The sequence below is a fragment of the Janthinobacterium sp. DSP2-3-3 genome (assembly GCF_049897325.1).
In the GTDB taxonomy this organism is placed as follows: domain Bacteria; phylum Pseudomonadota; class Gammaproteobacteria; order Burkholderiales; family Burkholderiaceae_D; genus Janthinobacterium.
In genome coordinates, this window is sequence record NZ_JAFCWA010000006.1 from 103,449 (window position 1) to 116,210 (window position 12,762).

The window sequence follows — 12,762 nt, forward strand, 5'->3', positions numbered from 1 at the left end:
GGCGCGTTGCAGACGCGCTCTGTATCTGTTTTGTGTCGCTGGATAATACCAAAAAAGACCGTTATAAAACCAATTTGAATTATCAGGCCGGCAATTTATGCCCGGCCTCGCTGGTATTTACCCCGCTCATACGGGCTACAGATTGATTCAGCTGAAGTGGTCTGTGTGATTCAAACAACGTTATAAAAAAAAAGTTGCAACTGGTAGTGTTCTGGTATTGGATAGTAGTATATTGGCGTTGAATTGGTTTTGTAAGTGGTTGTGCCGAAGGGTCTGCAGCATGCCGGCGAAAGTGGGCGGGCTGGAAAGAAGACCTACGTTAAAAATGAAAAGGCTCCAATCCTGGAGCCTAAATCAAGGGGGAGTACATGAAACGCAATTTGACAGCTAGCGGTGTAACGCGCCTGACGCCTATCGCGGCAGCCGTGGGGTTGATGGTACTGGGTGCGAGTTTTGCCGCCCAGGCGCAGGAAGCAGTGCAGCCGGATTCAAGTGTTGTGGTGGTAACCGGCGTGCGCGCCGCAATGGCCCAGTCGCTCAATCAAAAGCGTAATTCCGACTCCCTGGTCGAAGTCGTCACGGCTGAAGACGTGGGCAAGATGCCGGACAAGAGCGTTGCCGATTCGCTGCAGCGTATCCCTGGCGTGTCCGTCGCCACGGCGGGCGGCACCGAAGGTGGCTTTGGCGACAATGACCGCGTCAGCCTGAAAGGCACGCCATCGAACCTGACCTTGACCACCCTCAACGGCCACACCGTGTCGAGCGGCGACTGGTATATCTCGAATATCACGGGCGGTGGCCGCAGCGTCAGCTACTCCATGTTCCCGTCCGAGCTGATCGGCCGCGTGACTGTCCACAAGAGCTCGCAAGCCGACCTGATTGAAGGCGGCGCAGCCGGCAATGTCAATATCGAAACCCGCAAGCCCTTGAGTTTCAAGAAGAATCTGACACTGATGGGTTCGATTGAAGGCGCTTACACGGAATCGGCCAAGAAAACCGATGTGCAAGTCAGCGGCTTGATCAACTGGAAAAATGAAGCCAACGACCTGGGCATCTTGCTGCAGGTGTTTGATGAGAAACGCACCTTGCGCCGCCAGGGCCAGGAATTCCTGTGGTGGGAAAAGCTTGACAACTCGAATGCAAAAGCCTGGATTGCCGCCAATCCTGGCATCGAGGGCAAGTATCTGTCCTTCCTCACGGGTTCCTCGCTGTTTGAGCAGAAGCGCCAGCGCAAGGGCGGCTCGCTGGATATCGAATACAAGGTGTCGAACGACCTGAGCTTCAACGTCAACGGCTTCTACACCCGCCTTGATGCGGACAACGTCAATACCAACTTCATGCATGCGCCGTACCAAGTCCTGTCGAATAACTGGACCAACGTGGGCGGTGCCATCCCGTCGTCGTACACGCTCAAGGGCAACACGATTACCTCGATCGCCTTCCCGTCGAAGTGCCCGGTCGCCGATTGCTCGGCCATGGGTGCATCGGTACAAGATATCATTGCTCGTCCAGGTTCCTACAGCGATTCGAAATTTGTCGACTTTAACTTCAAGTACCGCGCCAATGCTAACCTGAAGTTTACTGGTCAGGTCGGTACCACGCGCGGCACGGGCCATGCCCGCGACTACGCGTATGAAGGCTGGTTGGCATATTCGGGCAGCAGTCTAACCATGCATGGTATCGATGCGCCAGCCAATGTCGTCATCGACAATGCCGCGACGTTAAATCCGCGCACCGGTGCCCCGTTCTTCTCCGGTTGGGCAACGGACGTCACCACGCGTGACAAGGAAAACTATGGCCAGGTCGATGGCACCTACAGCACCGTATGGGATGCCGTGCCGAGCATCCGTTTTGGCCTGCGCACCGCCAAGCACGACCGTTCCCTGACCTGGCTCGAAGGCAGCTATCCAGCCGCCGCCGGCCTGCTGGAGAATGCGCCGAAAGGGTTGACGCGTTATCCAACCAGTCCCTTGTCCAACGTGCTGCAGAATCCCTGGACCTTCAGCGGTTCCTCGATGAAGGAGTGGGGCGAAAAGTACGCGACGTACAACAAGCATGCTTACCAAAGCGAATTCCAGATGACGGAAAAGGCAAATGCCGCCTACGTCATGGGTGACCTGAACTTTGCCAACGTGCAAGGTAACTTCGGTGTGCGTTATGTCAAGACCCAGATCGACGTGGCCAATGCATCGCCGAACGACGTGTGGAAACCGACCCTCAGCTCGAATACCTACAATAACTTCCTGCCGAGCGTGAATTTGCGCACGGACCTGGCGAAGGATGTCGTGTTGCGCGGCGCGGCCAGCCGCACCATGGCGCGTCCTGACTTTGGCGCCCTGGGTGCCTTGAGCCTGAACGACTTGACGATGTCCGGTTCCGGCGGTAATCCGAACCTGAAGCCGATCATGTCGAACAACGTCGATGCGGGCGTGGAATGGTATTTCATGCCGAAGTCGCTGATCGCGGTGAACCTGTATCAGATGAAACTGGCTTCGTATGTCACCTACGGTTCGTCGGTGGCGCAGTTCTACAACGCGACTCTCGGCCGCGTAACGGACTACAACATGAGCGCCGCCATCAATACCAAGGCGCGTGTGCGTGGCGTGGAACTGCAGTACACCCAGGACTTGAGCAATGGTTTCGGCTTCAGCGCCAACTACACCTATGCTGACGGCAAAGAAACGCAAGCGGCGCCAAAATCGGCTTGCGCCGATGAAGGCAACTGCGATATGGTCGGCACGTCGAAGAACTCGTACAACCTGTCGGGCTTCTTTGAAAATGCAAAATGGAGCGCGCGTCTGAATTACAGCTTCCGTTCCGCCTTCCTGAACGGCCTGGATCGCAAGAGCGCCATTTACCAGGATGACGTCGCCACCGTTTCGGCTTCCGTCAACTACAACATCAACGAGTTCCTGACCCTGTCGCTGGAAGGCAAGGACTTGAACAATCCGCTGTTGAAGTCGTATGCGTCGACCAAAGACCAGCCGCGCGCGTTCTACAAGAATGGTCGCCAGGTATTCTTTGGCCTGCGTGGCAAGATGTAAGACGTTTTACTTGGTTGATACCTCCCGGCGGACACCCGGGGTGGCATGACAATGGCGGAGCGCAGCTGGCTCCGCCATTTTTTTATTGCAAGATGGATTTTTTATATGGTGAGATACCTCCGATGACATTACACGCAATGCTGGCTTGCTTCGCCTGCGCGCTGCCACTGGCCGCCTCCGCCGCTCCCGCCACGCAGGTTTTCGCGCCGGAAGTGGTGGCTTATTATCCCGGCTGGAAATCGGCTGATTTTCCCGTTAACGGGCACAATATTCGCGCCGGCAATGTCAGCCTGATCCAGTACGCGTTCGCCGACATTTGCTGGGATGGCGAACATGGCAATCCCGCTCCCGATGGCGGCGGCGTGAGCGCCTGCCTGGATGCGCAAGGCCAGCCGTTCCGGCCGGCCAATGGCAGCATCGTGCTGCCGGCGCCGCAAGCCGATGCCGACAACTTGCGCAAGCTCAATGCGCTCAAGCAAAGTAATCCGCGGCTGCGCGTCCTGCTGTCGGTGGGGGGCTGGATCTGGTCGAACCGCTTTTCGGACATGGCCGCCACGCCGGCTGCGCGCCAGGCGTTCATCGCTTCCGCACTGGAGCTGGTGCGCCGGCATGGCCTCGACGGTATTGATATCGACTGGGAACATCCGGCCACGGGGGGAATTCCCTGTATCGAAGGCAAGGTCTGCCACCGCAGCGACGACAAGGAAAGTTATGTGCACCTGGCTAGCGAGCTGCGCAGCGCCTTCGACCAGGCTGGCAAGCAGGCGGCCGGCCGCCATTACCTGATCACCATTGCCGCCGGTGCGCATGCCAGCCTGAGCGACGACAGCGACGCCGCTCCCGGCTGGATGGCCCGCCTGACGGCGCAGCTGGACTGGATCAACCTGATGACGTATGACTACCGTGGCGTGTGGGATGCCGAGAGTGGCCAGCTGGCACCCCTGTATGCCGATCCCGCCGACCCGCAGCGCGAAAAGCAGTTGCATGCGGACGCCACCGTGATGCGCTTTCTGCGCGCCGGCGTACCTGCCGCCAAGCTGGTGCTGGGCGTGCCCTTTTATGGTTATGGCTGGAAGCAGTGCGCAGCCGGTCCCCGCGGCGACGGCCTGTACCAGCCTTGCCAGGGCGCGGCCAGCGGCAATGACGGTACGCCGACCTTCACTTACCGGCATCTGATCGAGCAGGGCTACCTGGTTGATGGCAAGGGCGCACGCGGCTTCCAGCGCTATTGGAATGCCGCCTCCCAAGTGCCGTATCTGTATCACCGCGACAGTGGCGTCTTCATCAGCTATGAAGATGCGCAGTCGGTGGTCCAGAAAGTGCGCTATATCCGCGACAAGGGCTTGCGCGGTGGCATGTTCTGGGAATTGAGCGGCGATGCGCAGCAAGTGCTAGGCACGGCCCTTGCGCCTATCCTGACGGGGGTGCAGCCATGAACCAGCGCTACCTCGCCCTCGACGTCCTGCGCGGCCTGACCGTGGCCCTGATGATCGTCGTCAATACTCCCGGTGACTGGGGCAGCGTGTATGCGCCGTTCCTGCATGCCGAATGGCATGGTTTTACTATGACGGACCTGGTGTTTCCCAGCTTTTTGTTTGTCGTCGGCAATGCACTGGCCTTTGCGCTGGGGAAATATGAAAACCTGGGTCATGGCGCCGTGCTGGCCAAGCTGTGCAAGCGCAGCGCGCTGATCTTTTTACTGGGTTTCCTGCTGTACTGGTTCCCCTTTTTCAAGCTCGACGACGCGGGTCAGTTCGCCTGGTCGCCCCTGTCGCACACGCGCATCCCCGGCGTACTGCAGCGCATCGCCGTGTGCTACCTGGCCGCCGCCCTGATCCTGCACTACTGGAAGACACGGGGCGCGCTGGTCTTCAGCGCCTGCGCCTTGCTCGGCTATTGGGCCATCCTGGCGACCTGGGGCGACTACAGCTTGCACGGCAATGCGCCGGCCAAGCTGGATCTGATCCTGCTGGGTGACAGCCACCTGTACCACGGCGAAGGCATCGCCTTCGATCCGGAAGGTATCCTCGGCACCTTGCCGGCTATCGTCAATGTCATCGCCGGCTACCTGGCTGGCAGTTTCCTGCGCCAGACGGCGCCGGCGCAGCTGCGCTCCAGCTTGGCTCAGTTGGCCGTGGCTGGCGTCCTCTGCGTGGCGGTGGCCCTGTGCTGGAATGAAGTGTTTCCGATCAACAAGAAACTGTGGACCAGTTCTTACGTGATGCTGGGCATCGGCCTGGACTTGCTGCTGCTGGCGTTGCTGATGTTCGTCATCGACGTACGCAAGATCACGGGCTGGACGTATTTTTTTGAAGTCTTCGGCAAGAACACCCTGTTCATTTACCTGGTGTCGGAAGTACTGGTGATCATCGCGTTTACCGTGCGCATCGGCGGCGGCAACCTATACCAGTGGTTGTACCAGCATGGCTTTACAGGCTGGGCGCCGGCGCGGGTGGGTTCGCTGCTGTTTGCTGTCAGCTTCATGCTGCTGTGCTGGCTGATCGCCTACGGCATGGACAAGCGCAAGTTGTATATCAAGGTCTAAAATATCAAGGTCTAAAACTTCAACTTCAGGCCGTAACGTGTGGCCAGCGCGGTGAAGAGCAGCATCAGGGCGGTGACGGCGGCGGCGTTCCACAGGCCGGCCGCGCCGCCCGTCTCCAAGTAGGGCCACCAGAAGCGCGGCAGGTGCAGTACTGCCGCCAGTTGCTGCCACAGGTCGGGCACGATGTAGGCGAACAGGGCATTGGTGCCGGCGGGTAACAGTACCACTGCCCAGGCGCGCCAGCGCCACACGTCGATGACGACATAAAACACCAGGAACAGGGCCAGGATGATGGCGCTGCAGACCAGGGTGTACGATTCCGTCGCGGCGATCTTGTTGATGTGGTGATACGGCCGCAGCAGCAGGCCGGCCGCCAGCAGGCCCAGCGCGAACCACGCCATGAAACGTATCCTCTGGGTATGGTTCAGGGCAGCGCCGCGCAGGAACAGCTGTCCCACCAGAGTGCCGGCCAACACATTGGCCGCCGTCGAGCCGAGCACCTGCGGCACGTTGACAATCCCGTTGATACCAGCCGGCAGGAAATCCAGGCTGCCCGCCGTGCCGCCCATGTACAGCGCGATCAGCAGGGAAAACACGCCCATCAGCGCCGTGCCGCTACCCTGGCACGCCAGGTACAGCAGGCTGCACAGCAGGTAGGACCAGCCGATCATGCCGAGGATGCCCCACCACGACGGTTGTAGCCAGGTGCTGGAAAATTCCGCATTCAATTCACCGCGGAAGGTCGCCAGCAGGAACAGCATCAGGGCGCCGCCTGCAGCCAGCTCAAGCTTGCCCGCGCCCTGGCGCCACAGCAGGATCATGGCCAAATAAAACAGAAGGAAGAACATGGCCTGCGGCAGCAGCGCCGCCTGCGCATCATAGCGGTAGGCATTCGCCAGCACCACGCCGGCCAGCATCAGGCTGGCGGAGCGCCACAGCAGGCGCCCCAGCAAGGCTGGTGTGACGTGGCCGCAATGGCGCTGCAAGGCCAGTGGAATGGCCATGCCGACCATGAACAGAAAGCCGGGAAAGACCAGGTCGGGCACGGTGATGCCGTCGGCGCGCGCTCCCGCATGTTCGAGCCAATAGGCAATGCCGGGCATGCCGGCCAGGTAGTTGACCCAGATCATGGTGACGATCACGCAGCCGCGAAAGGCGTCCAGGCTGGTCAATCGTTCGGCGGCGGGGGAGGTGGCTGGCGGCATGGGAGGATGAGGGAAGGTCGAAAAAAAAGCAGCCCCGGCCTGAGCCGGGAACTGCCTTGCGTCTGCTTGAGGGAGCAGGACTTACTGTGCCGCTGCTGCCGGCGCCGTCGCTGCCGTGGCAGGACGGTTCAGCCACAGGATCCAGTAGCGGGCCAGGTCGCCCACGCCGTCGCCGCCCTTGACCGTTTCCAGTACCTTGATGGCGTCGTCTTTCTTGCCCGCCATGGCGTAGGAATAGCCGAGGCGCAGCTTGGCGTCTTCAGCACGCTTCAAGCCGCCCTTGGCGATGCCTTTCTGAATCAGGTCGATACCTTTGTCGAACTGGTCCATCGTCACGAAGGCGTAGCCCAGGTTGATCAAGCCCGTGCCATCCTTGCTCTTCATGGCCGAGGCTTCGCCGCTGGCGATGCTTTTCGCATCGTCGGCCGCCGCCTTGTTGGCTTGGTCGCGCAGTTTCTTGTGCTTGGCGGCATTTGCGCCCGTGCCCAGCACGCCTTTGGCAAAGCCCGCGTCGAGGACTTTTTTCGCTTCCGTCGGGAAGGCGTTCTGCAAGGCGATTTCAGCCATATCGCTGTAATCTTGCGGCGACATCGTGCCGACGGCCTGGAATTGCAGGCGCAGCACGTCCAGCGCGAAGCGGTCGGAATAACCGGCCTTGCCTTGCAAACGGCCCAGCAGGTCGCTCCAGTAGTCGTCCGACGGGTAGTAGCGCACCAGGTTTTCCATGGCGACCAGGTAGGTGGCCGGATCCTTGCTCTTCGAGCCCGTGTTGGCCAGCAATTGCAGTTCTTCGATGCTCGGCGTCTTGCCCGCTTGCTGCTTGGCCGTCAGGTCGGCCATCAGTTCCTGCTTGGCGCGCGCGAAATCGTTGCTGAAGTAATAGGCGCGGATGATGTAGGGACGCACGGTGGCGACGTCGCCTGTTTCCGTCTGGTAACGGGTGAACCACTTGATGGCGTTCGGGTAATCCTTGGCGTTGTAGTGGTAGTTCGCCAGTGCCTGGATGAAGTCGCCCTGGGCTTTCTTGTCCAGCTTGCCCGATTCGATCACCGCTTCCAGTGCCGTCATGGCCATCGGCGCATTGTTGGTGGTCGAGGCCAGCGCTACGCGCAGGCGGTTCAGCACGAATAATTCATACGGCGTCAGGGCTGGAATGGCGGCAGCCTGGTCGATGCGGCTTTGCACGTCGGCGTAGTTTTTGGCATCCATCGATGCCTTCACGGCGGTCGGATCGAGCAGCTTGAACACTTCAGGGCGCACCGAATCGGCCGGAGCGGCAGCGGCAGCGGCGGCTGGCTTGGCATCCTGCGCGTGAGATAGGGATGGCAGGACATTCAGGCCGATGGCGGCCAGGAGCAGGCTAAGACGGGCAAGACGGAATTGGGACATGGGTTATCCTTCAATCAATAACAAAAATACGCTCCGGTACTGGTTGCCGCAACAGCGTGTGGCGGCATTTTCCGGGGGCAGGGAATCTTAAAAAACACGTATTCTGCCATCCTGATCGCACAAGTCAAAGGGCGGCAGCATGGTAAACAACGGCTATTGTCACATAAACGGCTGGGCCGGAGCGCCAAACGTGCGCGCCAGGGCTTGCCCTTTGGCATCGAACAGCAGGCAGCGCTGCGGCGGCAGATGCAGGCGCATGGCGTCGCCCGCCTGGCGCAAGCCATCCTCGGCCGGCAGCTTGACGGCCAGCATCTCGGTCACGCCCGGCATGCTGGCGTAAACGATGGCCACGTCGCCCAGATATTCGACATGGCTGACACTGGCCCCGATCACGTTGTTGTTCGCCGTCTCCCCGTGCTGCAGGACCACATGTTCGGCGCGCACGCCCAGGGTCAGCTGGTCGCCCGGCGCCACGGTCTCGCCCTGCGCTTCGACGTCGATGACAGCGCCGCCGGGCAGGCGCACGGCCACGGAGCCGGGACCGCAGGCAACGGCCTCGCAAGCGACGAAGTTCATCTTCGGCGCGCCCAGGAAACCGGCCACGAACAGGTTGCCGGGATGGTTGTATAACTCATGCGGACTGCCCACCTGCTCGATGCGCCCGCCGTTGAACACCACGATGCGCTCGCCCAGGGTCATCGCCTCGACCTGGTCATGCGTGACGTAGATCATGGTGGTTTTCAGTTCCTGGTGCAGGCGCGAAATTTCCACCCGCATCTGCACGCGCAGCGAGGCGTCGAGGTTCGACAGCGGTTCGTCGAACAGGAACACCTTGGGCTTGCGCACGATGGCGCGGCCGATGGCCACGCGCTGGCGCTGGCCGCCCGACAGGTCCTTCGGTTTGCGCTTGAGCAAAGGCGTGATCTGCAGGATCTCGGCCGCGCGCTCGACGGCGGCGCGCACGTCCGCCTTCTTGTGTCCAGCCAGGCTTAGGGCGAAGGCCATGTTCTCGTACACCGTCATGTGCGGATACAGGGCATAGCTCTGGAAGACCATGGCCAGGCCCCGCTCGGCCGGCGCGATATCGTTGGCCAGCTTGCCGCCGATATGCAGCTCGCCGCCCGTGATGTCTTCCAGCCCGGCGATCATGCGCAGCAGGGTCGATTTGCCGCAGCCGGACGGCCCTACGAAGACGATGAATTCGCCGTCGCGGATATCGAGGTCGATGCCGTGGATGACCGGGTGCTTGTCGTCATACAGCTTGACGATGTTCTTTAAAGCGATATGTGCCATGGGCTGTGCGATTCCTAGCTTGCGCTGGCCGGCGTGGACGTGGCGCCGGCGTCAGATTGGTCGGAAACGTCCTTCGGGCCGATGCGCATGAAGCGCGACAGGATCAGTACGGGCACGGCCGACACCAGCACCCACAGGAAAAAGGTCTTGTAGCCGAGTGCCGTCTGGATGTCGCCGCTGATCATCTTGAACAGCACGAAACCCAGCTGCATCACGCCGGTGGCGAAGGCATAGTGGGCCGTCTGGTACTTGCCGACTGAAACAACCTGCATCATGAACAGGATCAGGCCGACGAAACCGAAGCCATAGCCGAACATTTCCACGCTGAGCGCGGCCGTGATCAGGGTCAGATCGGTGGGCATGCTGTGGCTCAGGTAATAGAACACCAGGTTCGGCAAGTTCATGGCCAGGATCAGGAAGAACATGGCGCGTTTCAGACCCAGCCAGGATGTGAAATAGCCGCCGCCTATGCTGCCCAGCAGGAAAGCGACGGTACCGGCCGTGCCGTACACGGCGCCCACTTCCGTTGTCGACAGGCCCAGGCCGCCCAGCTCGCGCGCTTCGCGCAGGAACAGCGGGCCGATGGTCTGCACTTGCGCCTCGCCGGCGCGGAACAGGATGATGAAGGCGATCATGCCCCAGATGCCGGGCTTTTTCAGGAAGTCCACCAGCACGTCCCACAGGGTGCGGCTGATGCCAGCCACGCTCTTGTCGGCCACGGCCGCGTTGCGCACCTGCGGCAGCGCCCACAGGTGATACGCGGCCAGCGACAGCATCATGGCGCCGATAATCAGAAAGATCACCGACCATGCGGGCTTGATGCCGATTTTTTTCTCCAGGTAGCCGGCCAGGATCACCAGGCCGCCCAGCGAGATGAATTTGCCCGCATTGAAGAAGGCGCCTTGCCAGCCAGCGTAGGCCGCCTGCTGCTTGTCCGACAGGCTGGCGATATACAGGCCGTCGCAGACGATGTCGTGCGTGGACGAAGCCAGTGCGGCGACGAACAGCACGGCGATGCAGGCGGCGAACCACAGCGGCGTTTGCAGCGCCAGCGCGATCAGGCCCAGGCTCAGGCCACCGGCGAATTGGAACAGCACCACCATGGTCTTCTTGCTCGACGCCAGCTCCAGGAATGGGCTCCACAGCGACTTGAAAACCCAGGCAAAGCCGATCAGGCCCGTCCAGCGGGCGATCTGGTCGTTCGGCACGCCCATGCTCTTGAACATCAGGCCGGCTACCAGGGCGACCGCGTAAAACGGTAGGCCCTGGGCGAAGTACAAGGTGGGCACCCACGAAATCGGGCTGCGGACGCCGCCCTTGCTACGGTTGCTGCTGGTCTTGTCGTTCATGGATGCTTCCTCGGGTCGTCTTGAAAGTGCGGTTTGATTCGGTGGCAAGGGCGGCGCTCACTGGCAGCGCCGCCTGGCCTCGGCCATGATGATGCGGTCGGCCGCCTCCTGCGCGTACACGCCGCTGGCGGCCTGGTAGCGTGCGGCCATCGTCGCCAGACGCTGCAGCCTGCTACCCACCGCCTGCAGCGGCAGGGCGCCAGAGGCCAGCGCGGCGCTGACGTCGTCCAGCGCGGCCGGCAACTGCGCGGCATCGGCCAGCAGGGCCATGTCGGCACCGGCGGCCAGGGCGCGTGCGCCGACATGCCCGCCGTGCGCGTCGATGCCGGGCGTGAGCAGCACGCCGCCATAGCCCCACTGCTGGCGCAGCAAGCCATGCATCACCGCGTGCGACAGACTGGCGGGCTGGCTTGCGTCGAGGGCTGGATAGGCTACGTGTGCGCTCAGCATCGATGCCGTCTGCGTGGCGGCCTGGCGAAACGGCACGAAATCGTGTTCTTCCAGCTGCGAGCGGGTCTTGTCGACGCTGCGGAGCTGGCCACCGGCAGCGTGCTGCGGCAGGTACAGCCTGGCGCAGCACGCCACGCCCTCGGCCTGACAGCCCGCCGTCCAGGCTTGCGCCATGGCGGCCGCTTGTGCCGGATCGCCGCCAAACGCCTGCGCCGCGCCAGGCGCCTGTGCGGCGCCGGTGTCGAGATTGATCAGGGGCGCCAGCAGCCAGTTGATGCCCAGTGCGCGCAAGCCGCGCGCTGTCGCCGCGCCCGTGCCGTTGGCCAGCTCCGCATCGCCAAGGGCGCACAGGTCCATGGCGCCCGGCGGCTGGGGCAGCCAGTCCGGGCAAGCCGGGGGCATGCCGGCCGGGTCGATGGCGATCAGCGCTTGCGGACCCAGGGCGCGCCGCAAGTCCGCGCTCAGGCGAGTCAGCTGCGCGGCATCGCGCAGATTGGCCGCGTGCAGGCACACGGCGCGCACGCCGCTGGCCTGCAGCCATTGCGCCGTGGCCGCATCGAGTTCGGTGCCGGGGATGCCCGTCATCAGCAGCTGCCCGGCAAGCCGGCGCAGGTCGGTGGCGATGGCGGCGCTCATTTGACGGCGCCGTCCATGCCGCGCATGAAGAAGCGCTGGGTAAACAGGAACGCCAGCAGGGTCGGCACGATGGTGATCAGGGTGCCGGCGGCGATCACGCGCGTGCTGCTGCCAAACGTGCCGCGCAAATACAGCACGCCGACCGACAGCGGGAATTCATCGGGTTTGCTCATGACGATGGAGGGCCAGATGTATTCATTCCACGATTCGACGGCCGTCAGGATGCCGACGGTGGCCAGCCATGGCGTAATCAGGGGCAGCATGATGCGGCTGAAGATCACCCATTCGCTGGCGCCGTCGACGCGCGCCGCGTCGATCAGGTCTTGCGGCACTTCCTCGAACGCCTGCTTGAGCAGCAAGATGGCCACGGCCGTCACCACGTTGGGCAGGATCACGCCTGTATAGGTGTCGACCAGGCTCATTTGCGTGATGGTGATGAAGTTGACGAGAAAGTTCACTTCCGACGGCAGCACCAGGGTGGCCAGGATCAGGCCGAACACCAGCTTGCGGCCGCGAAATTTCAGGCGCGCCAGCGGATACGCGGCCAAAGAGCACAGCAGCAGTTTCCAGAAGACGGTAAACACGGCGATCAGCACCGAGTTTTTGAAGAACGACCAGATGGGGATGGCGTTGAACACTTCGATGAAGTTCTCAAAGGACGGGGCCTTGGGCCAGAAGGTGGGTGGGAAGGCGAAGATGTTGCCTTCCGTGGAAATGGCCGTCACCAGGGTCCACCAGAAAGGGAAGACGCAGACGACGGCGATCGCGCACAGCACGGCATAGTGGCCGGCATATTGGCCTATGCTTTGCAAACGCGTTTTCAGTGGGCGGGAGCGGGTTGTCATGGTCAT

The 12,762-nt window shown here is 61.8% G+C and carries 9 protein-coding genes; 3 read left to right on the forward strand and 6 right to left on the reverse strand.

Annotation, left to right across the window (positions count from 1 at the left end):
* The first annotated feature begins 368 nt into the window (after window positions 1–368).
* The 3 genes from ACP7DE_RS13865 to ACP7DE_RS13875 all read left to right on the forward strand — a co-directional run bounded on the left by ACP7DE_RS13865 (window position 369) and on the right by ACP7DE_RS13875 (window position 5,589).
* Window positions 369–3,044, forward strand: a complete 2,676-nt coding sequence (locus tag ACP7DE_RS13865) for a TonB-dependent receptor (protein WP_426072647.1) — start codon at window positions 369–371, stop codon at window positions 3,042–3,044.
* 122 nt (window positions 3,045–3,166) lie between these two features.
* Window positions 3,167–4,480 (forward strand): glycoside hydrolase family 18 protein, encoded by a 1,314-nt coding sequence (locus ACP7DE_RS13870; protein ID WP_426072648.1) that lies wholly within the window; start codon window positions 3,167–3,169, stop codon window positions 4,478–4,480.
* Window positions 4,477–5,589 (forward strand): acyltransferase family protein, encoded by a 1,113-nt coding sequence (locus ACP7DE_RS13875; RefSeq protein WP_426072649.1) that lies wholly within the window; start codon window positions 4,477–4,479, stop codon window positions 5,587–5,589. The genes ACP7DE_RS13870 and ACP7DE_RS13875 overlap by 4 nt, the downstream gene beginning before the upstream one ends.
* Window positions 5,590–5,600: 11 nt before the next feature.
* Here the strand turns inward: ACP7DE_RS13875 and ACP7DE_RS13880 are convergent, their stop codons facing one another.
* The 6 genes from ACP7DE_RS13880 to ACP7DE_RS13905 form a co-directional block, all read right to left on the reverse strand.
* Window positions 5,601–6,794 carry a hypothetical protein gene (locus ACP7DE_RS13880; RefSeq protein ID WP_426072650.1) on the reverse strand — a complete coding sequence of 398 codons (1,194 nt, stop codon included), beginning with the start codon at window positions 6,792–6,794 and terminating at the stop codon, window positions 5,601–5,603.
* An 81-nt stretch (window positions 6,795–6,875) separates the two neighbouring features.
* On the reverse strand, window positions 6,876–8,183 hold the full coding sequence (locus ACP7DE_RS13885; protein WP_426072651.1) for a tetratricopeptide repeat protein: 1,308 nt from the start codon (window positions 8,181–8,183) through the stop codon (window positions 6,876–6,878).
* 159 nt (window positions 8,184–8,342) lie between these two features.
* Window positions 8,343–9,476 carry an ABC transporter ATP-binding protein gene (locus ACP7DE_RS13890; protein WP_426072652.1) on the reverse strand — a complete coding sequence of 378 codons (1,134 nt, stop codon included), beginning with the start codon at window positions 9,474–9,476 and terminating at the stop codon, window positions 8,343–8,345.
* Between the two features lie 14 nt (window positions 9,477–9,490).
* On the reverse strand, window positions 9,491–10,825 hold the full coding sequence (locus ACP7DE_RS13895) for an MFS transporter (RefSeq protein WP_426072653.1): 1,335 nt from the start codon (window positions 10,823–10,825) through the stop codon (window positions 9,491–9,493).
* Window positions 10,826–10,882: 57 nt separating this feature from the next.
* Window positions 10,883–11,911: a glycoside hydrolase family 3 N-terminal domain-containing protein gene (locus ACP7DE_RS13900; RefSeq protein WP_426072654.1), complete on the reverse strand. Its 1,029-nt coding sequence runs from the start codon at window positions 11,909–11,911 to the stop codon at window positions 10,883–10,885.
* Window positions 11,908–12,756 (reverse strand): carbohydrate ABC transporter permease, encoded by an 849-nt coding sequence (locus ACP7DE_RS13905; RefSeq protein WP_426072655.1) that lies wholly within the window; start codon window positions 12,754–12,756, stop codon window positions 11,908–11,910. The genes ACP7DE_RS13900 and ACP7DE_RS13905 overlap by 4 nt, the downstream gene beginning before the upstream one ends.
* Window positions 12,757–12,762 lie beyond the last annotated feature (6 nt).

What these genes read in the sequence shown, in the direction of transcription:
- ACP7DE_RS13865 (WP_426072647.1), top strand. Translation starts at nt 369, where the DNA reads ATGAAACGCAATTTGACAGCTAGCGGTGTAACGCGCCTGACGCCTATC.
- ACP7DE_RS13870 (WP_426072648.1), top strand. Translation starts at nt 3,167, where the DNA reads ATGACATTACACGCAATGCTGGCTTGCTTCGCCTGCGCGCTGCCACTG.
- ACP7DE_RS13875 (WP_426072649.1), top strand. Translation starts at nt 4,477, where the DNA reads ATGAACCAGCGCTACCTCGCCCTCGACGTCCTGCGCGGCCTGACCGTG.
- ACP7DE_RS13880 (WP_426072650.1), bottom strand. Translation starts at nt 6,794, where the DNA reads ATGCCGCCAGCCACCTCCCCCGCCGCCGAACGATTGACCAGCCTGGAC.
- ACP7DE_RS13885 (WP_426072651.1), bottom strand. Translation starts at nt 8,183, where the DNA reads ATGTCCCAATTCCGTCTTGCCCGTCTTAGCCTGCTCCTGGCCGCCATC.
- ACP7DE_RS13890 (WP_426072652.1), bottom strand. Translation starts at nt 9,476, where the DNA reads ATGGCACATATCGCTTTAAAGAACATCGTCAAGCTGTATGACGACAAG.
- ACP7DE_RS13895 (WP_426072653.1), bottom strand. Translation starts at nt 10,825, where the DNA reads ATGAACGACAAGACCAGCAGCAACCGTAGCAAGGGCGGCGTCCGCAGC.
- ACP7DE_RS13900 (WP_426072654.1), bottom strand. Translation starts at nt 11,911, where the DNA reads ATGAGCGCCGCCATCGCCACCGACCTGCGCCGGCTTGCCGGGCAGCTG.
- ACP7DE_RS13905 (WP_426072655.1), bottom strand. Translation starts at nt 12,756, where the DNA reads ATGACAACCCGCTCCCGCCCACTGAAAACGCGTTTGCAAAGCATAGGC.